The 21266-nt window shown below is 71.0% G+C and carries 18 protein-coding genes; 13 read left to right on the top strand and 5 right to left on the bottom strand.

Features of this window, described 5'->3' with window-relative positions:
• Positions 1-287: 287 nt before the first annotated feature.
• The 4 genes from AB0O15_RS16535 to AB0O15_RS16520 all read left to right on the top strand — a co-directional run bounded on the left by AB0O15_RS16535 (position 288) and on the right by AB0O15_RS16520 (position 5928).
• On the top strand, positions 288-704 hold the full coding sequence (locus AB0O15_RS16535) for a hypothetical protein (RefSeq protein ID WP_364319097.1): 417 nt from the start codon (positions 288-290) through the stop codon (positions 702-704).
• 47 nt (positions 705-751) lie between these two features.
• On the top strand, positions 752-3505 hold the full coding sequence (locus tag AB0O15_RS16530) for an AAA family ATPase (protein WP_364319095.1): 2754 nt from the start codon (positions 752-754) through the stop codon (positions 3503-3505).
• Positions 3506-3574: 69 nt separating this feature from the next.
• Entirely contained in the window at positions 3575-5506 is a 1932-nt protein-coding gene (locus tag AB0O15_RS16525; protein WP_364319094.1) for a M4 family metallopeptidase, read from the top strand.
• Positions 5507-5688: 182 nt separating this feature from the next.
• Positions 5689-5928 (top strand): hypothetical protein, encoded by a 240-nt coding sequence (locus tag AB0O15_RS16520; RefSeq protein WP_364319092.1) that lies wholly within the window; start codon positions 5689-5691, stop codon positions 5926-5928.
• 71 nt (positions 5929-5999) lie between these two features.
• Here the strand turns inward: AB0O15_RS16520 and AB0O15_RS16515 are convergent, their stop codons facing one another.
• The 5 genes from AB0O15_RS16515 to AB0O15_RS16495 form a co-directional block, all read right to left on the bottom strand.
• Positions 6000-6998, bottom strand: coding sequence for a TerC family protein (locus tag AB0O15_RS16515; protein WP_364319090.1), 999 nt, complete (start codon positions 6996-6998; stop codon positions 6000-6002).
• 85 nt (positions 6999-7083) lie between these two features.
• Positions 7084-7854, bottom strand: a complete 771-nt coding sequence (locus AB0O15_RS16510; RefSeq protein WP_364319088.1) for a class III extradiol ring-cleavage dioxygenase — start codon at positions 7852-7854, stop codon at positions 7084-7086.
• 65 nt (positions 7855-7919) lie between these two features.
• Positions 7920-9110 carry a DUF1501 domain-containing protein gene (locus AB0O15_RS16505; RefSeq protein WP_364319086.1) on the bottom strand — a complete coding sequence of 397 codons (1191 nt, stop codon included), beginning with the start codon at positions 9108-9110 and terminating at the stop codon, positions 7920-7922.
• A gap of 20 nt (positions 9111-9130) precedes the next feature.
• A complete protein-coding gene (locus tag AB0O15_RS16500; protein WP_364319084.1) occupies positions 9131-10369 on the bottom strand; it encodes a DUF1800 domain-containing protein in 1239 nt (412 codons plus the stop codon).
• Between the two features lie 79 nt (positions 10370-10448).
• Positions 10449-11201, bottom strand: coding sequence for a GntR family transcriptional regulator (locus AB0O15_RS16495; protein WP_364319082.1), 753 nt, complete (start codon positions 11199-11201; stop codon positions 10449-10451).
• A 141-nt stretch (positions 11202-11342) separates the two neighbouring features.
• Here AB0O15_RS16495 and iolC point away from each other — a divergent pair, with 141 nt between their 5' ends.
• Genes iolC through AB0O15_RS16450 form a run of 9 tightly spaced genes read left to right on the top strand, consistent with a single transcriptional unit; the run spans position 11343 to position 21256 of the window.
• Positions 11343-12296 (top strand): 5-dehydro-2-deoxygluconokinase, encoded by a 954-nt coding sequence (iolC, locus tag AB0O15_RS16490; protein WP_364319080.1) that lies wholly within the window; start codon positions 11343-11345, stop codon positions 12294-12296.
• A complete protein-coding gene (locus AB0O15_RS16485) occupies positions 12289-13158 on the top strand; it encodes an aldolase (protein WP_364319078.1) in 870 nt (289 codons plus the stop codon). Before iolC ends, AB0O15_RS16485 begins: the two co-directional genes overlap by 8 nt.
• 11 nt (positions 13159-13169) lie before the next feature.
• Positions 13170-14048: a 5-deoxy-glucuronate isomerase gene (iolB, locus tag AB0O15_RS16480; protein ID WP_364319076.1), complete on the top strand. Its 879-nt coding sequence runs from the start codon at positions 13170-13172 to the stop codon at positions 14046-14048.
• Complete coding sequence (gene iolD, locus AB0O15_RS16475; RefSeq protein ID WP_364319074.1) at positions 14045-15895, top strand: 3D-(3,5/4)-trihydroxycyclohexane-1,2-dione acylhydrolase (decyclizing); 1851 nt, start codon at positions 14045-14047, stop codon at positions 15893-15895. Before iolB ends, iolD begins: the two co-directional genes overlap by 4 nt.
• Positions 15896-15911: 16 nt before the next feature.
• Complete coding sequence (locus AB0O15_RS16470) at positions 15912-17396, top strand: CoA-acylating methylmalonate-semialdehyde dehydrogenase (RefSeq protein ID WP_364319073.1); 1485 nt, start codon at positions 15912-15914, stop codon at positions 17394-17396.
• Entirely contained in the window at positions 17396-18310 is a 915-nt protein-coding gene (locus AB0O15_RS16465) for a TIM barrel protein (protein ID WP_364319072.1), read from the top strand. The genes AB0O15_RS16470 and AB0O15_RS16465 overlap by 1 nt, the downstream gene beginning before the upstream one ends.
• Before the next feature lie 23 nt (positions 18311-18333).
• Positions 18334-19314, top strand: coding sequence for a sugar ABC transporter substrate-binding protein (locus AB0O15_RS16460; RefSeq protein WP_364319071.1), 981 nt, complete (start codon positions 18334-18336; stop codon positions 19312-19314).
• 58 nt (positions 19315-19372) lie between these two features.
• Entirely contained in the window at positions 19373-20437 is a 1065-nt protein-coding gene (locus AB0O15_RS16455; protein WP_364319069.1) for an ABC transporter permease, read from the top strand.
• A 3-nt stretch (positions 20438-20440) separates the two neighbouring features.
• Complete coding sequence (locus tag AB0O15_RS16450; protein ID WP_364319067.1) at positions 20441-21256, top strand: ATP-binding cassette domain-containing protein; 816 nt, start codon at positions 20441-20443, stop codon at positions 21254-21256.
• Positions 21257-21266 lie beyond the last annotated feature (10 nt).

Raw genomic sequence — 21266 nt, 5'->3', positions numbered from 1 at the left:
ACGATCAAGTCCAGTCCCTACGTTATCAGTGGAATCATTTTCACGATAACACCGCAAAATCAGTGGAAGCAACTCGTCGTTACCCTCGATACAGAGCGAGGGGTCGTCGTACCCGCATCGGGCCGCCCGTCGCCGTGGCCGCGTGAAGCGTTGCCTCGCCCGGCCGTGTTCCTGGTCACGGCCGGGCGGGCTGCCAACCAATCCACAGGGAGCGCACAACCGGGCCTCAGTCACGGCACCCACAGTGGTTCTCGTACGCCAATGGAGCCGACGAGGGGGAACTCGAGATGCTCGCCACGGACCTGCCGGTCAACCCGGCCTACACGAAGTCGCTCAAGCCGGTGGTGGCGGTGCTCGGTCACCGCAGCCGGGTCGCCGGACTGGCCGCACAGCTGCCCAACGGCTGGTCGGTGCGCGCCGCGGCCGCCCTCGACGACATCCACGCCGAGGAGATCGTGCTGCTGGCCGGGGCCACCGAGCGTGACGTGCGGGCCGCCCGATCCGTGCTCCCGCGCCGGACCGCGGTGGTCGCCCTGGTCGACGCCGACGCTCCGGCCGACGTGGTGGCGGGCGTGCTGACCGAGGGCGCCGACGTGTGCGTGCGCGGCGGCACCCAGGCGATCCTGGCCGGCCATCTGGTCGCCTGCCGCCGCCGTCAGCTGGCCGACCGCTGGTCCAGCCTGCGCAACGTCGTCGGCTCGTAACATGCACATCTGTTGATGTCTCGGCGGAGCCTCCCTAAGCTGGCCGAATGCGGTCCGGCGGCACCCTCTTCGGGAGGGCCGCGCTGCGTGCCGCGATCGCCGGACGCCTCGCCGCCGGCGGGGGAGTCGCTCTGCACGGGCCACCGGGCATCGGCCGCAGCGCCCTGCTCGACGCCGTCGCCGATGACGCCGCCGCCCGGGGCGATCTGATCGTCCGGCTCCGCCCCGAACGCGCCGACCGTCAGGTGCCCTACTCGGCCGTGGCCGACCTGGTCGCGCAGCTTCCGCCGGCCGCCGCCGCGACCCTGCCGCCGGCCCAGCGAGCCGCCCTGAGCGCGCTCCGGCAGGCCCGGCCGCCCCGCGCCGGCAGCCCGGCCCTGGCCCGCCGCCTGGTCCTGCCGCTCCTGCTGGCCGGCTGCGCCCGCACCACCGACGTGCTGCTCGTCCTGGACGACGCCCACTGGCTCGACCAGCAGTCGGCCGCCCTGATCGCCTTCGCCATGCGCCGCCGCCCCGGCCCCCGGGTCCGCGTGCTGGCCGCCGAGCGCCGCCCCGCCCCGGTGACCGGGCCGGCCGGGGGACACCGCGCCGCCAGGCTGTGCCCGTCGCCCGTGCTCGAGCTGGCCGTTCCTCCGCTGGACGCGGACGACCTGACCGAGCTCCTGGAGTCCCGCGGCCTGCCCTGCCGGACGGCCAGCCGGGTGCACGAGGCGAGCGGCGGCAACCCCTTCCTCGCCCTGGCCCTGGGCGCGGCCATCCCGCCGGGCCCGGCGTGGCGGCCCGCGCCGCTGCCCGAACCGGCCCGCGCCCTGCTGCGCGAGCGGCTCGACGCGTTGCCGCCCGCCGTCACCGCCACGCTCACCGTGGCCGCGCTGGCGCACGAGCCCACCATCTCCCTACTCGTCCGGGCCGGTCGCGAGGACGCACCCCGCGACCTGCGCCGGGCCGAGGCCGAGGGACTGGTCGCCCTGGCCGGCGACAAGGTCGGCTTCACCCCACCGATCCTGGCCGAGGCGCTCAGCGGCGACCTGGACGCGGCCGCCCGCGCGCGGGTCCACGACGCCCTGGCCGCCGCCGCCACCGAGCCGATCGGCACCCTGTGGCACCAAGCCCTGCGCAGCGGCCGCCCCGACACAGCGGTGGCCCGCTCCCTGGCCGCGGCCGCCGCCCGTGCGGCCGAGGGCCAAGGGGCCGGCGGTGGCCGTACCGCGGCCGAGCTCTACCTGCTGGCCGCGGCCCGCGGCCCGGCCGCGATCGCCCCCGAACGCCGCGACTGGCTGCTCGCCGCCGCCACCATCGCGGCCTCCTGCGGCGCTCCCGAGCTGGCCGGCCGGGCCGCCGAGGCGGTGCTCGCGGCCGACTCGCCGCCCGGCCACCGGGTCCGCGCCCGGCTGGTGCTGATCGACCTGGCCGGGCAGGCGATGGCCGAGATGGCCGAGATGGTCGCGGCCGCGCTGGCCGAGGCGGGCGACGACCCGGCCCTGCTGGCGCCGGTGCGGCTCCGGCGGACCTGGGCCGCGATGATCGGCGGCGATCCGGACGCGGCCGCGGCCGAGGCCGGACGGACCGTCGGCGACGCCCGCCGGGCCGGCGACCCGACGATCGAGGCGATGGCGCTCGGCGCCCTGGCCCAGGTGCAGCGGATGCGCGGCGAGGAGGGCTGGACCGCGACGCTGGCCGAGGCGATGGCCAAGCCCGCCGGGCAGGTGCCGGGCTGGCTGCACATGGGCCCGCGCTACATGGCGGCCCGGTTCGCGATGATCGACGACCGGCTCGACGAGGCCCGCGACGAGCTGCTCCGGCTGCTCGCGGTGGCCGAACAGGACCGCAGCGGCGAGGCGCTGGTCGAGGTGCTGCGCAGCCTCTCCGAGGTGGCCACCCGGGCGGCCCGCTGCCGGGAGGCTCTGCGGTACGCCCACCGCGCCGTCGAGGCGGCCCAGCGCGCGGGGCTCAGCCCCGGCCCCACCTGGTACACCGCCGCGGTGGCGGAACTGGCCGGCGGCAGCCTGACCAGTGCCGCCGGGTACGCCCGTCGCGGCGTGCGCGCCTCCGAGCAGGAGGGCGACAGCATCTACCTGCGCCGCAACCTGCACGCCCAGGGCCAGGCGGCGCTGCGCTCGGGCGACACCCGGGCCGGCGTGGCGGCGCTGCGCCGGCTGCGCGACCTGGAGGACGGCATCGAGGACCCGATGATCGTCCGCTGGCACGGTGACCTGGCCGGCGGCCTGGCCGCGCTGGGCGAGCACGAGGAGGCGGCGGAGACCCTGCGGGCGGCCCGGGCCGCGGCGCGCCGGCTGGGCAGCACCCCGGGCATGACCGGTTATCTGGACCGGGCGTCGGCCGTCGTGCTGTCGGAGAGCGGGCAGGCGGACACCGCGGTGATCCTGTCGGCCGCCGCCGCGCTGCGGTTCGAGCAGCTCCGCCAGCCGATCGAGCAGGCTCATTCGTTGCTGGTGCAGGGCGGCGCCGAGCGGCGGCGGCGCCGGTACGCGGCCGCCCGGGTCGCCATCGGCGCGGCGCTGGCGATCTTCCTGTCGGCCGAGGCGCGCCCGTGGACCGAGCAGACCGAGCGGGCCCTGTCCCGGACCGAGGGCACCCCGGCCGAGTTCGGGCTCACCTCGACCGAGGCGCGGATCGCCGGGCTGGTGCGCGACGGCGCGAGCAACCGGGAGATCGCCGTCCAGCTCTATCTCAGCGTCAAGACGATTGAGGCCACCCTGACCCGGGTATACCGCAAGCTCGGTGTACGCTCGCGCACTCAGCTCGCCTCCCGCCTGCAAGGGTTTTCCCTGATTCGTTGACGCGCGTCGATGCCTAGCGTTCTGCTCACTGGCCCCACACCCCCGGGCCGCGCAGAACGGAGTACGAGCGTGCGACCAACCCACCTGTTCCGAGCCTCGATGGCTCTGGCCGCCGGAGCGGCACTGACGCTGGCGGCCTCGCCGACCAGCGCCGGCGCGGCCCCGGCCCAGGCGCCGAGCCCCACCCCCGCTCCGTCCCTGGCCGCCACCGCGGCCGACCGGCTCGTCAGCAGCCCCGCCGCCGACGCGAAACTGCACCTGGCCACCGGCGACGCGCTCCAGCGCACCGGCGTGGTGGCGGGCACCCGCGGCCTGCAGTACGTCACCTACCAGCGCACCCACCAGGGGCTTGCCGTGGTCGGCGGCGACGTCGTGGTGACCACCGACGCGACCGGCGCCGTGAAGGACACCGCGGTCGCCCAGTCCACCGACATCAGCGTCGCGACCACCGCGAAGATCACCGCCGCGCAGGCCGTGGCCACCGCGAAGGCCCAGCTGGCCAAGGTCGACAGCGCGTCCGGGGCCACGCTCAAGGTGCTCGCCTTCGGCGCACCGACGCTGGTCTACGAGGTGGATGTCACCGGCACCCTGGCCGGCGGCAAGCCCAGCAACCGGCACATCTTCGTGGACGCCACATCGGGCACGGTGGCCGACTCGATCGAGCTGGTTCGTGAGGGCACGGGCAACGGCTACTACTACGGCAACGTCTCCATCAACACCTCGGGCTCCGGCTCGTCGTACTCGCTGACCGACACCACCCGCCCGGGACTGAAGTGTGGCGGGCAGAACGGGTCGGCGTACACCGGGACCGACGACGCGTGGGGCAACGGCTCCGGCACCAACCTGGAGACGGCCTGCGTCGACGCCCTGTACGGCGTGCAGCGTGAGGCCGACATGGTGAGCGCCTGGTTCAACCGCAGCGGCATCCTGGGCAACGGCAACACCCCGCCGGTCCGGGTCGGGCTGGCCGACGTGAACGCGTACTGGAACGGCTCGTACACGAACTTCGGCCACAACCAGGCGAACACCCGCCAGGCCACGCCGATCGACGTGGTGGCGCACGAGATGGGCCACGCGATCTTCCAGTCCACCCCGGGCGGCGCGGGCAGCGGCAACGAGAACGGTGGCATCAACGAGTCCACCGGCGACATCTTCGGCGCGCTCACCGAGGCGTACACCAACAACCCGCTGGACCCGCCGGACTTCCAGGTCGGCGAGGAGGTGGACCTGGTCGGTGACGGCCCGATCCGCTACATGTACAACCCGTCCCTGGCCGGCGACCCGAACTGCTGGTCGTCGTCGATCCCGAGCACCGAGGTGCACGCCGCGGCCGGCCCCCTGAACCACTGGTTCTACCTGGTCGCGCAGGGCTCCAGCCCGTCCGGCGGCCCGGCCAGCCCGACCTGCAACAGCAGCACGGTCACCGGCATCAGCACCCGCACCGCCGGCGAGATCTACTACAACGCGCTCCAGTCGAAGACCTCGACCTGGAAGTACGCCAACATCCGCACCGCCACGCTGAACGCGGCGAAGAACCTCTACCCGAACAGCTGCGCCAACTTCGACACGGTCAAGGCGGCCTGGAACGCGATCAGCGTCCCGGCGCAGAGCGGCGAGCCGACCTGTGGCGGCACCACCCCGCCGGACCCGACCGGCTGCACCGGCACCAACGCGGGCGACGTCTCCATCCCGGACGCGGGCGCCGCGGTGACCAGCACGATCACGATCAGCGGCTGTGGCCGGAGCGCCTCGTCGTCGTCCAAGGTCGACGTCAACATCGTGCACACCTGGCGGGGTGACCTGGTCGTCGACCTGGTCGCGCCGGACGGGTCGTCGTACCGGCTGAAGAGCAGCAGCGGCTCGGACAGCGCCGACAACGTCATCGACACCTACACGGTCAACGTGAGCAGCGAGACGGCCGACGGCGCCTGGAAGCTCAAGGTGCAGGACGTGGCAAGTCAGGACACCGGCTACATCAACACCTGGACCCTGACCGTGTGATCGAGCGAACACCGGGCGTCTGACCTGCCCATTGTCGACAGAGAGTGACCCGCGCTACTGCCTTCCGGTGGTGCGGGTCACTTTTCGCATCAGAGTTTTACCTGGTGGATTTGTTGATTCAACGGCTCGCGTGGATCGTGGAGGAGGTAACTGAAAGTAACTTCGTTGGGGAGAGTAAGACCATGGCGTTCGCCAAGAGGATCCGCACCGCCCTGGTGCAACGCGCCGTCGAACGGCGTGAGATCCGGAAGCTCAGCGCCGAGCTTGCCGCGTTCCAGTCGCCCGCCGAGCGCGCCGAGCTCGACGAGCTGATCGCCCGGCACAGCAGCGAGGAGACCCGGGTCATCCGAGCCATCCTGGACCAGCAGGACTACGAGCGCGCGCGTACCGCGTCCGGCATCGGCGGGCACCGCGCCGCCTGATCCACGAGGCACGACCGAAGCGCGGAACGAGGGCCCGACGCCGTTGTCGGGCCCTCGTTGTCCTGGGGGGATCACGCGTCCTCGCGGGCCTTGTGGGCTCGCAGGCTGCCGGCCTTGGCCTTCACGCTCGGGTCGTTGCGCGACTTGATCAGGCTGGCGACCGTGGTCACGGTCAGGACGACCAGGATGACGCCGAGCGAGACCGGCGTGCTGATCTCGGGCGCGTCGTGCCAGATGTCCTCGTGCAGCCAGTGCAGCACCAGCTTGACGCCGATGAAGGCGAGGATCAGCGCCAGCCCCGTGCTGAGGTAGACGAGCCGGTCGAGCAGGCCCTTGACCAGGAAGAACAACGCCCGCAGGCCAAGCAGGGCGAAGGCGTTGGCCGCGAAGACGATGTACGCCTCGGAGGTCACGCCGAACACCGCCGGGATCGAGTCGAGCGCGAACAGCAGGTCGGAGCTGCCGATCGCGATCAGCACGATGAACATCGGGGTGACCACGCGCCTGCCGTCGACGCGGGTGATCATCTTGCCGCCGATGTAGTCGTCGGTCACCGGCAACAGGCGCCGGCTGGCGCGTACCAGAGCGTTGTCCTCGATGTCGGGGTCTTCCGCACGATGCCGGAAGAGCTGCACCGCGGTGAAGATCAGCACCAGCCCGAAGATCAGGAACATGAACGAGAACAGCGACAGCAGCGTCGCCCCGAGCGCGATGAAGATCACCCGCAGCACCAGCGCGATGATGATGCCGAAGGTCAGGACCTCCTGCTGATACTTCTCGGGCACCGCGAAGGTGCTCATGATGATCACGAAGACGAAGAGGTTGTCGACCGACAGGCTCTTCTCGACGATGTAGCCGGCGAAGTACTCGGCGCCGAAGTCCCACCCCGCGACCGAGGCGAAGACGATGCCGAACGCGACGGCGACGCCGATGTAGAAGACGGACCAGACGGCGGCCTCACGGAAACCGACGGCGTGCGGGCGGAACACGCCGACCGCGAGATCGAGGGCGAGCAGGGCGACGATGACCCCGATGGTCAGCGTCCAGCCGAGCGCGGTGACCTCTAGCATCAACAGGGAACCCTTCCGATGGATTGCTGCGACATTCCCATCAAGGGTCCCTGCAAACGCTGAAAGAATCCTGAATATCCAAAGGTCAGGCCACTTGGAACGACCTCTTGGACAGGCCCATCCAGTAGCCCTCGATCGATTGGTCCGGGGACTGCTCGGGGTCGCCGGCCGCGCCCAGGGTGAGGAACATCGGGGCAAAGTGCTCGATCGTCGGGTGCGCGTACGGCATTCCGGGCGCCCGCGACCGGAAGTCGGCGAGCTCGTCCACCGCCCCGCGGGCGAGCGTCTCGGCCGCCCACGCGTCGAACTCCCGCGACCAGCCCGGCGCCACCGCGTCCTCCCGCCAGTCGCGCAGGAACGGCAGCCCGTGCGTGGTGAACCCGGAGCCGACGATCAGCACACCCTCGTCGCGCAGCGGCCGCAGCCGCCGGCCCAGGTCGAGCAGCGCGTCCGGCTCGAGCGAGGGCAGCGACATCTGCAGCACCGGGATGTCCGCGTCCGGGTACATCACGGTCAGCGGCACGTAGGCGCCGTGGTCGAGGCCCCGGTCGGTGCGGGCCACGGTCTGCGCGTCGGGCATCAGCTTCTCGATGTGGTCGGCCAGCTCGGGAGCGCCGGGAGCGCGATATTGAACCTCGTAGTAGCGCTGTGCGAAGCCGCCGAAGTCGTAGGTCAGCGGCACGGTCTCGGTCGCGCCGAGCATCAGCGGCGCCGACTCCCAGTGGGCCGAGGCCATCAGGATGGCCTTGGGCCGGGGCAGCCCCGCGGCCAGCTCCTGGAGCTGCGCCACCCAGACCGGGTTGTCCACCAGCGGCGGTGCGCCGTGACTGAGGAAGAGGGCGGGCAACGCGCTCATGGCAAGGGCCTCCTGGTTGACACTTCAACAAACTCCCTTCAGCGTACGCCGGGATAGTTGTCGCGTCAACTAAAGTCCAGGCGGCCCGGCCAGTCGCCGAGAACCGTGCCCGGGTCCGCGCCGAGGACGTCGCTGAGCACCGAGGCGTACACGTCCCGGAAGTCGACGGTGTGCACCAGGTCGCCGTCGTCGAGATCGGTCAGGCTGGGCGGGTCGCCGTACATCCCACCGGTCACACCCCCGCCCATCAGGAACATCGACGACGCGGTGCCGTGGTCGGTCCCGTCCGAGGCGTTGGCCTTCACCCGGCGGCCGAACTCGGAGTAGACGACCGTGACGACGTCCCGGTTCCTCATCCGGTCGGCGAAGGCCGCCAGCGGCCGGTCCAGCTTGGCCAGCAGCGCCTCCTGCGCCTCCTTCTCGTCGGCGTGCAGGTCGAAGCCGCCCAGCGAGACCGAGTAGACCCGGGTCGCCGCGCCCGCCTCGATGCACCTGGTGACCAGGGCGAGCTGGGTGTCGAGCGGGGGAGCGGCGGTGTCGGCGGAGTCCTCCGGGGACGCGTCCACGTCGGCCATCAGATCCCGCACCCGGACCAGGTCGGCGAAGCAGGCCGCGGCCCGGGCCTGCGCCGGTGACTCGCCGGGCGCGCTCGCCGACAGCGCCGTCAGCACCTCCGGCGTGGCGATCCGGGGCAGCTTCACCGCGCCGCCGGGCACGGTCGCGCCGGCGCTCGTCGCCCCGGCCAGCAGCGGCGGCAGCACCGGCTCGAAGCTGACCGCCAGCCGCGGGTCGCCGCCCACGCCGTCCAGCCAGCGGCCCAGCCATCCGGTGTTGCCCGGGCGGTCGGGCTGGGCGGTCTGCCAGATGTCCATCGAGCGGAAGTGGCTGCGGTCCGGCTTCGGGTAGCCGACGCCCCGGACGATCGCCAGCCGCTTCTCGCCGTAGAGCCGGTGCAGTCCGGCCAGCCCCGGGTTGAGGCCGAAGGCGTCGTCCAGCCGCAGCACCTGGCCCGGGTCGTAGGTCAGGCCCGGGCGGTTCGCGGCGTAGGCCGGGTCGGCGTACGGGATGACGGTGTTGAGGCCGTCGTTGCCACCGTAGAGCGTGACCAGGACCAGGGTCTTCGCGCCGGCCGGGCGTTCCTCGTCGCGGAAGCCGAGGATGTCGCGCAGGCCGTAGGCGGTGCCGCCGAGCGCGATCGCGCCGCCGGCCACCACGCCGCTCGCGGTCAGGAACCGGCGCCGGGTGATCGTGTCCATCGCGTGTCTCCTCAGCTTCTTCAGTGGACCGTGTACTCGGGGGTGGCCAGGGCCAGGGCGAGCAGCTTGCGGGGGTCCTTGACCTGGGTCAGGGCGGCCCGGGTGCGGTCGGTCCAGACGTCGACCACGAGCAGATGGGCCAGGGCGTCCAGCCGTTCTCCGCCGGTGAGCCCCTCGGCCGCGGCGGGGGCGAGGGCCACGAGTTGCTGCCCCGCCTTGAGCCGCGCCTGCGCCGACGAGGTGGTCAGCCAGGCGTTCCCGGCCGGCCAGCCGCCCACGCTCGGCGGCCGGAACGGCACCTGCCCGAGCGCCCGGAGGATGCCGCCCACCTTGGCGTCCGGCTTGATCCCGAGCTGCCGCATCGCGCCGACCAGCCACTCCACCGGCTGCTTGACCAGCCGCCCGCGCGTACCCGCGAACTCCGCGGACCCGACGAGCGCTCGCAGCATCGCCGTCACGTCCCGCGTCCCGGCCGGCTTCGGGGCGGGCTGATCGGTCGAGCCGTAGCGCAGCCACAGCCGCGCGGTGATGAAGGGCAGGTGCGCCGGATTCCGGACCAGCAGATCAGCGTACGCGTCCACATCGGTGACGCCGTTCGTGCCGAGCAGCGTGGCCGGCGTGGCGTCGTGCCGCGGCCCGGCCAGCGTGGCCCGGCCGGTGGCCCGGTCCACCTTCCAACCGGTGAGCAGCTTGGCGCCGGCCTTCACGTCGTCCTCGGTGTAGTTGCCGACCCCGAGCGTGAACAGCTCCATCAGCTCGCGGGCCAGGTTCTCGTTGGGCGCCTTGCGGGTGTTCTTCTGCCCGTCCAGCCAGAGGATCAGCGCCGGGTCGCGCAGCATGGCCCGCACCAGGGGAGACGTGTCCCCGGCCCCGTAGCGGCGGAAGGTCTGCTGCTGGGCCACCATCAGCCGGGCCGAGCGCACCTTCTGCACGCTGGTGGCCCAGTGCCCGTGCCAGAAGAAGGTCAGCTTCTCGGCGACCGAGGTCGCGCCACCGGCCGCCATCCGGCCCAGCCACCACAGCGTCGCCTCGGTGGTCTGCTTCCGGACGTCCTGCCGGGCCGCCATCCGTTGCTCCCGCGTGAGGTCCGCGGCGAACGGATCGGTGCCCAGCTCGGGTGTCGCGGGCAGGGCGGGCGGCTCGAGCAGCCGGTCCAGGGTGGCGTCGGTGGTCTCCCTCGTGGCCGCGTCCACCTCGGCCGCGGTCGGCCCGAAGGTCAGCCGGCGCAGCAGGTGGGAGGCGGCTTGGCGGTCCGTCATGACCGTGACGCTAGAGATCGAAGGTTCGAGATCGGTAAGCGCGCGATCAGGCCGCGGCAAGGTCTCGCTGCGGCGTGGGTCAGCCCGCGGAGAGGTTGAGCTCGAACGAGTAGCGGGAGGCGCGGTAGACGTGGCTGCCGTACTCGAGGGCGCGGCCGCTCGCGTCCCAGGCCGTGCGGGTCATGGTGAGCAGCGAGGCGCCGCGCTTCTCGGCGAGGATGCGGGCCTCGGTGGCGCCGGCCGAGCGGGCGCCGATCACCTGTGTCGCAATTCGCGGCACGAAGCCGGCTCGGCGTAACAATTCGTAGAGACCGTGCTCGGCCAGGTCTTGCCCGGTCAGGCGGATCAGGTCGACCGGGATCGCGTTGTGCATCAGGGCGAGGGGCTCGCCGCCCGCGAAGCGCAGCCGTTCGATCCAGGTCACCTGGGTGCCCAGGTCGATCTCCAGGGCCGCCGCCACCTCGCCGTCGGCCGGCACGACCTCGAGCTTCAGCACCTCGGTGCGGGGCGCGCGGTCGGCCGTGCGCAGGTCGTCGTACAAGCTGGAGAGCTCGACCGGGCGGCGCACCTTGGGGTGCACGACCTGGGTGCCGACGCCGCGCTTACGGACCAGCATGCCCCGCTCGACCAGGTACTGGATGGCCCGGCGGGTGGTCGGCCGGGACACGCCCAGCCGTTCGGCCAGATCGACCTCGTTCTCGATGCGGGCGCCGACGCCGATCTCACCCTTCTCGATCAGCTCCTGAAGGCGCGTGGCCACCTGGAAGTAGAGGGGAACCGGGCTGCTGCGGTCGACCTCGGCAGGGCGGATGGGCGAGACCTCGGCCGTCATGGCACCTCCTTCGGTTCGACAGTTTGTCATGACAAAGTATTGACGTGGAAGCCCTCACGTTATTACATCGAAACGAACTGAAACAGAGCCACCACGAATTCACCAAGACGTCACCAGCCCCGCCGGGCGGGAGGGGACCGCATGCCTGCGGATGAGGTACTGACCATGGGGCGCCTCGGCGTCGACCTCTATCCCGAACAGATCGGCGTCTCGTTGCGCGAGGTGCGTACCTTCGCCAAGTTCCTCGGCGGCAGCGCGGCCAACGTGTCGGTCGCCGCCGCCCGCTACGGCCGCCGGGCGACGCTCATCTCACGCACCGGCGCCGACCCGTTCGGTGAGTTCCTGCACGACGCGCTGCGTGGCTTCGGGGTGGACGACCGCTTCGTCACCCCGGTGTCGGCCTACCCGACCCCGGTCACGTTCTGCGAGATCTTCCCGCCGGACGACTTCCCGCTGTACTTCTACCGCTTCCCGAAGGCCCCCGACCTCGAGATCCACGAGCACGAGCTCGATCTCGAGGCGATCCGCGACGCCGGCATCTTCTGGGTCACCGGCACCGGGCTGTGCCAGGAGCCGTCCCGCTCGGCCACCCTGGCCGGGCTCAAGCACCGCGACAAGGCCGGCATCACGGTCTTCGATCTCGACTACCGGCCGATGTTCTGGACCAGCCGCGAAGAGGCGCGCGGCTGGTACAAGCAGGCCCTTCCGTACGCGACGGTCGCGGTCGGCAACCTCGACGAGGCGAACACCGCGGTCGGGGCGACCGAGCCCCGCGCCGCGGCCCGGGCCCTGCACGACGCCGGCGTCGAGCTGGCCGTCATCAAGCAGGGTCCGGAGGGTGTCCTCGCATCGACAAAAGATCAGCAGGTCGAGGTTCCGCCGAACCTGGTCGACGTGGTCAACGGCCTGGGCGCCGGGGACGCGTTCGGCGGAGCGCTGTGCCACGGGCTGCTCAGCGGCTGGGACCTCGAGACGCTGATGCGCTTCTGCAACGCGGCCGGCGCCATCGTCGCCTCCCGGCTGTCCTGCGCCGACGCCATGCCCACCGAGTCCGAGGTTCGTGAGCTGCTGGAAGAAGGAGCCACCCGTGCGTGACATCGCGGACCTCGTCGAGGCCCGGATCCACCGGCCGAGATCGGTCGCCGCGGCCGCGGCCGCCCGGCGCCGCCCGTCGTCGTTCCTGGCCGAGCACGGCAAGATGATGATCATCGCGGCCGACCACCCGGCGCGGGGCGCGCTGCGGGCCGGCGCCGACGCGCTGGCCATGGCCAACCGGGCCGACCTGCTCGACCGGATCTGCACCGCGCTGGCCCGCCCGGGGGTGAACGGCGTGCTCGGCACCCCGGACATCCTCGAGGACCTGCTGCTGCTCGGCGTGCTCGACGACAAGGTGGTGATCGGCTCGATGAACCGCGGCGGGCTGGCCGGCACGTCGTTCGAGATCGACGACCGGTTCACCGCGTACGACGCGGACAGCATCGCCGAGTCCGGGTTCGAGGGCGGCAAGATGCTGCTCCGGATCGACCCGGACGACCCGGGCACGGTCGGCACGCTGGAGTCCTGCGGGCGCGCGGTCAGCGACCTGGCCGGGCGGCATCTGATGGCCATGGTCGAACCGTTCATCTCGCACCGGGTCGACGGCCGGGTCCGCAACGAGCTGACCGCCGAGGCGATGATCCGGGCGCAGACGGTGGCCGCGGGGCTGGGCCGCACCTCGGCGTACACCTGGTTGAAGGTCCCGGTCGTGCGGGACATGGAACGGGTGATGGCGGCGACGACGCTGCCCGCCCTGATCCTCGGCGGCGAGGTCGCGGCGGACGCCGACGCGGCGTACGGGCAATGGAAGAAGGCTCTTGATCTGCCGACCGTGCAGGGCCTGGTGATCGGCCGGAGCCTGCTCTACCCGCAGGGCGGCGACGTGGCCGGTGCGGTCGACCGGGCGGTGAGTCTGCTGTGAGCGAGGCACGCGTGAACCCGGTGGTACCCCGGGGCAGCACCGCCGAGAAGCCGTTCGAGCTGGTCATCACCCCGGAGATGGCCGGGTGGGGCTACAGCGGGCTGCGCGTCCTCGACCTGCCGGTCGGCACCCGGGCGTCGTTCACCACCGGCGAGGACGAGATGCTGGTCCTGCCGCTGGCCGGCGGCTGCGACGTGACCTGCGACGACGAGCGGGTCACGCTGACCGGTCGGCGCTCGGTGTTCAGCCGGGTCACCGACTTCGCGTACGTGCCGCGGGACGCCACCGTGACCGTGCGCGCGCCCAGCGGCGGCCGGTTCGCGCTGCCCTCGGCCAAGGCGACCCGGCGGCTGCCGTTCCGCTACGGCGCCGCCCAGGACGTGCCGGTCGAGATGCGCGGCGCCGGCCAGGCCAGCCGCCAGGTGAACAACTTCTGCACGCCGGAGACGTTCGAGTGTGACCGGCTGATCGCCTGCGAGGTGCTCACTCCGGGCGGCAACTGGTCGTCCTATCCGCCGCACAAGCACGACCAGGCCGGCGCCGGGGAGTCCGCGCTCGAGGAGATCTACTACTTCGAGGTCGCGTCGTCCCCGGCCGGCACGCCCGGCTCCGGCTACCAGCGGGTGTACGGCCACCCCGACCGGCCGATCGACGTGTGCGAAGAGGTGCGGTCCGGTGACGTGGTTCTTATCCCGTACGGGTGGCATGGGCCCTCAATGGCCGCGCCGGGCTACGACCTCTACTACCTCAATGTCATGGCCGGTCCGGGGGAGCGGGAGTGGCTGATCCGCGACGACCCGGCACACGGCTGGGTCCGCGGGTTGTGGACCAACCAGGAGACGGACCCCCGGCTGCCGATGACCTCGATCACGGAAAGGAGCCGTTCGTGAGGCTGACCGTCGCTCAGGCCGTCGTGAAGTTCCTCGCCAACCAGTGGACCGAACGCGACGGCGTCGAGCAGCGCACGATCGCCGGCTGCTTCGGCATCTTCGGCCACGGCAACGTGGCCGGTCTCGGCCAGGCGCTGCTGCAGGCGCAGCGGACCGGTGCCGATGACCTGCCGTATCACCTGGCCCGGAACGAGCAGGCCATGGTGCACTCGGCCGCCGGGTACGCCCGGATGAAGAACCGGCTGTCCACGATGGCGTGCACCGCGTCGATCGGGCCCGGCTCGACCAACATGCTCACCGGCGCCGCCCTGGCCACGGTCAACCGGCTGCCGGTGCTGCTGCTGCCCAGCGACGTCTTCGCCACCCGGGTGGCCGCGCCGGTGCTGCAGGAGCTGGAGGACCCGCGGTCGTACGACGTGAGCGTGAACGACGCGTTCCGGCCCTTGTCGAGGTTCTTCGACCGGATCTGGCGGCCCGAGCAACTACCGTCGTCGCTGCTGGCCGCCATGCGGGTGCTGACCGATCCGGCCGAGACCGGCGCGGTGACGCTCTGCCTGCCGCAGGACGTGCAGGCCGAGGCGTACGACTTCCCGGACGAGCTGTTCCGCAAGCGGGTCTGGCACGTGGCCCGCCCGGTCCCCGAGCCAGCTGCCCTCGCCCGTGCCGCTGATGTCATTAAGAATGCCGACAAACCTCTCATCATTGCCGGCGGCGGTGTCACCTACTCCGAGGCAAGTGCGGAGCTCGACGCCTTCGCCCGCGCCACCGGCATCCCGGTTGCCGACACCCACGCCGGCAAGGGCGCCGTTTCCTGGGACCACCCCAACTCGGTGGGCGGCGTGGGTTCCACGGGTACCCCGGTGGCCAACCGACTCGCGCGGGAAGCCGACGTGATCATCGGCATCGGCACCCGCTACAGCGACTTCACCACCGCCTCGCGCACGCAGTTCCGGAACCCCGACGTGAAGTTCGTGAACATCAACGTGGCGGCCTTCGACGCCGCCAAGCAGTCGGCTGAATCGGTCGTGGCGGACGCGCGGGAAGCGCTGACCGCGCTCACCGGCGCGCTTTCCAAGACCTGGGAGAGAACGTACGCCGGCGACGTTGAGACCTGGCAACAGACCGTGGAGGACGCGTACCGGACACCCCAGGGTGACCTGCCCTCCCAGGCCGAGGTGATCGGGGCCGTCAACGACGCGGCCGGGCAGCGGGACGTCGTGGTCCAGGCGGCCGGCAGCATGCCCGGCGACCTCCAGCTGCTGTGGCGCGCGCGGGACCCGAAGCAGTACCACGTCGAGTACGGCTTCTCGTGCATGGGCTTCGAGGTGGCCGGCGCGCTGGGAATCAAACTGGCCGACCCCGGCCGCGAGGTGTTCGCGCTGGTCGGCGACGGTTCCTACCTGATGATGGCCCAGGAGATCGTCACCGCGGTCGCGGAGAACATCAAGCTGATCATCGTGCTGGTGCAGAACCACGGGTTCGCGTCGATCGGCGCGCTGTCCGAGTCGCTCGGCTCCCAGCGGTTCGGCACCAGCTACCGCTACCGGGGCGAGCACGACGACTACGACGGCGGCAAGCTGCCGATCGACCTGGCCGCCAACGCCGAGAGCCTGGGCGCCCAGGTGATCCGGTGCCGCACGATCGCCGACCTCACCGAAGGGCTCAAGCAGGCCCACGAGGCCGACCGGCTGACCGTCGTGCACATCGAGACCGACCCGCTGAGCCAGGTCCCGTCCAGCGAGAGCTGGTGGGACGTGCCGGTCTCCGAGGTGTCGGAGCTGGACAGCACCCGGGCGGCGTACGCCGCGTACACCGAAGCCAAGCGCGACCAGCGCGACCACCTGTAGAGAGGCCGGAATAACCGTGGCAACCATCGAGCACTGGATCGGCGGCAGCGAGACGCCCGGCACGGGCTCCCGACGCGCGACCGTCTACAACCCGGCGACCGGCCAGGGGCAGCACGAGGTCGTGCTGGCCGAGGCCGCCGACGTCGACGCCGCGGTGGCCACCGCCAAGGCGGCCTTCGAGCAGTGGGGCGACTCGTCGCTGAGCAAGCGTACGAAGGTCCTCTTCGCCTTCCGCGAGCTGGTCAACGCGAACGTCAAGGAACTGGCCGAGATCGTCTCCGACGAGCACGGCAAGGTGCTGTCGGACGCGGCCGGCGAGGTGCAGCGCGGCCTCGAGGTGATCGAGTTCGCCTGCGGCATCCCGCAGATGCTCAAGGGTGACTACACCGACCAGGCGTCCAGCGGCGTCGACGTGTTCAGCTTCCGCGAGCCGCTCGGCGTGGTCGCCGGCATCACCCCGTTCAACTTCCCGGCCATGGTGCCGATGTGGATGCACCCGGTGGCGATCGCCTGCGGCAACACGTTCGTGCTCAAGCCCAGCGAGCGTGACCCGTCGGCCTCGAACTTCGTCGCGAAGCTGTGGCAGCGGGCCGGCCTGCCGGACGGCGTCTTCAACGTGGTGCACGGCGACAAGGTGGCGGTGGACGCGATCCTCGACCACCCGGACATCGCCGCGGTCTCGTTCGTCGGCTCCACGCCGATCGCCCGGTACATCCACACCCGGGCCACCGCGACCGGCAAGCGGGTGCAGGCCCTCGGCGGCGCCAAGAACCACGCGATCATCCTGCCCGACGCCGACCTCGACTACGCCGCCGGCCACCTGTCCGCGGCCGCGTTCGGCTCGGCCGGTGAGCGCTGCATGGCGATCTCGGCCGCGGTGGCCGTCGGTTCGGCCGGCGACGCGCTGGTCGACCTGGTCAACCGGAAGGCCGGCGAGGTCGTGGTCGGCTCCGGCCGCGATCCGAGGTCGGAGATGGGCCCGGTCGTCACCGCGGCCGCCAAGGAACGCATCGAGCACCTGATCGGCACCGGCGAGCAGCAGGGCGCCAAGGTGACGGTCGACGGGCGCGGGCTCAAGGTCCCCGGGTACGAGGACGGCTTCTTCGTCGGCCCGACGGTCATCGACCAGGTCGGCGTCGAGATGGACGTGTACACCGAGGAGATCTTCGGCCCGGTGCTGTCGGTGGTCCGGGCGGACACCGTGGACGCGGCGATCGACCTGATCAACGCCAACCGGTACGGCAACGGCACGGCGATCTTCACCAGCAGCGGCGAGGCGGCCCGCCGGTTCCAGCGGGGCGTGAACGTCGGGATGATCGGGATCAACGTCCCGATCCCGGTGCCGATGGCCTACTACTCGTTCGGCGGCTGGAAGGACTCGCTCTTCGGCGACAAGCACATCCACGGTCCCGAGGGCGTCTCGTTCTACACCCGCGGCAAGGTCGTCACCTCGCGCTGGCCGCAGGCCGAGGCCAGCCTTCATTTCCCGACGGCGTCGTGATGAGGCACCTTCAGCTGGGGAGCTGTCCCGACTCGTGGGGTGTCTGGTTCGCCGACGACCCGCGCCAGACGCCGTGGAACCGGTTCCTGGACGAGCTGTCCGGCGCCGGCTACCACTGGCTCGAGCTGGGCCCGTACGGATACCTGCCCACGGACTCGTCGTTGTTGACCGACGAGCTGGCCAAGCGCGACCTGACCTGCGCCGGAGGCACCGTGGCCGGGGTCGGCGGCCCGCACAAGGACTTCGACGCGGTGATGGCCGAGACCCGGAAGGTGGCCGCGCTCACGGCGGCGCTGGGTGCGAAGAACCTGATCTTCGTGCCGGTGCCCGGCTACCGCGACGACGTGACCGGCGCCTACCACCAGGCGGCCGAACTCGACGCCGACGCGTGGAAGACGCTGACGTCGAACAGCGACACGCTCGGGAAGATGCTGGCCGAGGAGTACGGCCTGGCGCTGCGCTTCCACCCGCACGCCGACTACCACGTCGAGACCCAGGCGCAGACCGAGCGCTTCCTGGACGACACCGATCCGGCGTTCGTCTCGCTGTGCCTGGACACCGGCCACCTCGCCTACCGGCAGGCCGACGTCCCGGCGATCATCCGCAGGTACCCGGAGCGCATCGGCTACGTACACATCAAGCAGATGGACCCGGCCATCGCGGCCCGCGCCAAGGCCGACGACCTGCCGTTCGGGCAGGCCGTCGCGCAGGGCGCCAGCGTCGAGCCGCCGGCCGGGTCGCCGGACGTGTCGAGTGTGCTGGAGGCGCTGGGCGAGCTCGACGCCGAACTGTTCGTGGTGGTCGAGCAGGACATGTACCCGGTCGACTTTGATCTACCCCTGCCGATCGCCACCCGTACCCGCACCTACCTGAACTCCGCCGGTCTGCGTTCGCGGCCCGCGCGGGAGCGATAGTCACCACCGAAAGGGAAGCCCCCATGAAAATCATCCGTCCCCTCGCGGTTGCTGCGGTGGTGGCCCTTGCGGTCGCCGGTTGCAGTGGCGGCGGCCGTGAGAAGACCGACGACACCACCGCCTCCGGCGGCAACGCCGCGGGCAGCTCCGGTTTCACCATCGCCTTCATCACGCACGAGACGCCCGGCGACACGTTCTGGGACAAGGTGAAGAACGGCGCCCAGCAGGCGGCCAAGGACACCGGTGTCACGCTGAAGTACTCGAACGACCCGGACGCCACCAAGCAGGCGCAGCTGATCCAGAGCGCGGTGGACTCCAAGGTGAACGGCATCGCCACCACCCTGGTCACCCCGGACGCGCTGGCCGGCGCGGTCAAGGCCGCCACCGACGCGAAGATCCCGCTGGTCGGCTTCAACTCCGGCATCGACCAGTACAAGCAGCTCGGCGCGCTGATGTACTTCGGCTCGGACGAGTCCCTGGCCGGTGAGTCCGCCGGGCAGCGGATCACCCAGGCCGGTGGCAAGAAGCCGCTCTGTGTCATCCAGCAGGCCGGCTCGGTCGCGCTGGAGGCCCGCTGCGCCGGTGTGAAGAAGTCGGCCCCCGCCACCGAGAACGTCCAGGTGAACGGGGCCGACGACGCCGCGGTGACCTCGACGCTGCAGGCGAAGCTGGCGCAGGACAAGTCGATCGACTACATCGTGACGCTGGGCGCCCCGCAGGCGGTGGACGCGCTCAAGGCCATCGAGCAGTCCGGCAGCCAGGCCAAGGTGGTCACGTTCGACCTCAACCAGGAGGTCGCGCAGGACATCAGCGACAAGAAGATCGAGTTCTCGATCGACCAGCAGCCCTACGTGCAGGGCTACATGGCGGTCACCTCGCTCTACCTGAACCTGAAGAACGGCAACGACATCGGCGGCGGCAAGCCCGTGCTCACCGGTCCGTCCTTCGTGGACTCGGCCAACATCGCCACCATCCTGCCCTTCACCAAGAACAACACCCGCTAGTCACTTTGACGCCCGGCCGGCCTTGTCAGGGCCCGGCCGGGCGGATCGGAGTTCAGCCATGAGCCAATCCGTCCAGGCGGCTCCGGCGACCGTCCCCTCGGAGCCGTCCAACCGCGTCAAACTCGGCATGTCGAACCGGATCCTGGCCCGTCCCGAAGTGGGCGCGCTGGTCGCGGCGATCATCATCTTCATCTTCTTCATGGCCGCCGCCCCCGCGTTCCGGTCGGCCGAGTCGTTCTTCACCGTGCTCTACCAGGCCTCCACGATCGGGATCGTCGCGGTCGCGGTCGGCCTGCTGATGATCGGCGGCGAGTTCGACCTGTCGGCCGGCGTCATCGTCACCACCGCGGGCCTGGTGAACTCGATGTTCTGCTGGTACCTCGGCGTGAACCTGTGGATCGGCGCGATCCTCTCGCTGGTCTTCTGCCTGGCCATCGGGTTCCTCAACGGCTACCTGGTGATGCGGACCGGCATTCCCAGCTTCCTGATCACCCTGGGCACGTTCTTTGTACTCCAGGGCGCCAACCTGGGCGTCACCAAGCTGGTCACCAACCAGGTGTCGTCCACCGACATCTCGCAGATCGACGGGTTCGACTCGCTCGCCAACGTCTTCGCCTTCAACATCAAGGTCGGCGGCGTGACGATCTGGGGCACGGTCATCTACTGGATCCTCTTCGTCGCACTGGCCGCCTGGATCCTCACCCGGACCCGCACCGGTAACTGGATCTACGCCGTCGGTGGCGCTCCGGACAGCGCCCGCGCGGTCGGTGTGCCGCTGTTCAAGACCAAGATCGGCCTGTTCATGTCGGTCTCGTTCCTGGGCTGGTTCGTCGGCATGCACATCCTGTACCGGTTCAACACGCTCCAGGCCGGTAACGGCGTCGGCAACGAGTTCCTCTACATCATCGCCGCGGTCGTCGGCGGCACGCTGCTCACCGGCGGCTTCGGCAACGCGTGGGGCGTGGCCATCGGCGCCTTCATCTTCGGCATGACCAGCCTCGGCATCGTCTACGCCGGCTGGGACCCCAACTGGTTCAAGGCCTTCCTGGGCGTGATGCTGCTGCTCGCCGTGCTGGTCAACCTCTACGTCAAGCGGCTCTCGACCACCCGGAAGGTGGGCTGACCCATGACCGACACCCTGGCCGAACACGCCGACAGCCACCTCACCAAGGGCGAGACCCTGATCGAGATGTCCGGCGTCGGCAAGTCGTACGGCGCGATCCGGGCCCTGCGCGGCATCAACATGACCGTCAACGCCGGCGAGGTCACCTGCGTCCTCGGCGACAACGGCGCCGGCAAGTCCACCCTGATCAAGATCATGTCCGGCCTGCACCCGCACAACGAGGGCAAGATGCTGGTCGACGGTCAGGAGGCCTCCTTCTCGTCCCCACGCGAGGCCCTGGATCACGGGATCGCCACCGTGTACCAGGACCTCGCCGTGGTCCCGCTGATGGAGGTCTGGCGCAACTTCTTCCTCGGCTCCGAGCTGACCGTGGGCAAATACCCGCTGGCCAAGCTCAAGGTCAAGGAGATGAAGCAGATCGCCGACGACGAGCTGCGCAAGATGGGCATCGTCGTCAAGGACATCAACCAGCCGATCGGCACCCTCTCCGGCGGCCAGCGCCAGTGTGTCGCCATCGCCCGCGCCGTCTACTTCGGCGCGCGCGTGCTGATCCTCGACGAGCCGACCGCCGCGCTCGGCGTGAAGCAGTCCGGCGTGGTGCTGAAGTATGTCGCGGCGGCCCGGGACGCCGGCCTCGGCGTCGTCTTCATCACCCACAACCCGCACCACGCCTACCTCGTGGGTGACCACTTCGTGATCCTGAAGCTGGGTAGCGCGGTGCTCGACGGCACCCGCGGCGAGGTCTCCCTCGACCAGCTGACCGCGCAGATGGCCGGCGGCGACGAGCTGGCCGAGCTGTCCCACGAGCTGAAGAGGTGACCATGCTCCG

The sequence above is a fragment of the Actinoplanes sp. NPDC089786 genome (genome assembly GCF_040684855.1).
Taxonomy (GTDB): Bacteria; Actinomycetota; Actinomycetes; order Mycobacteriales; family Micromonosporaceae; genus Actinoplanes.
This window is presented reverse-complemented; position numbering and strand designations above follow the sequence as displayed.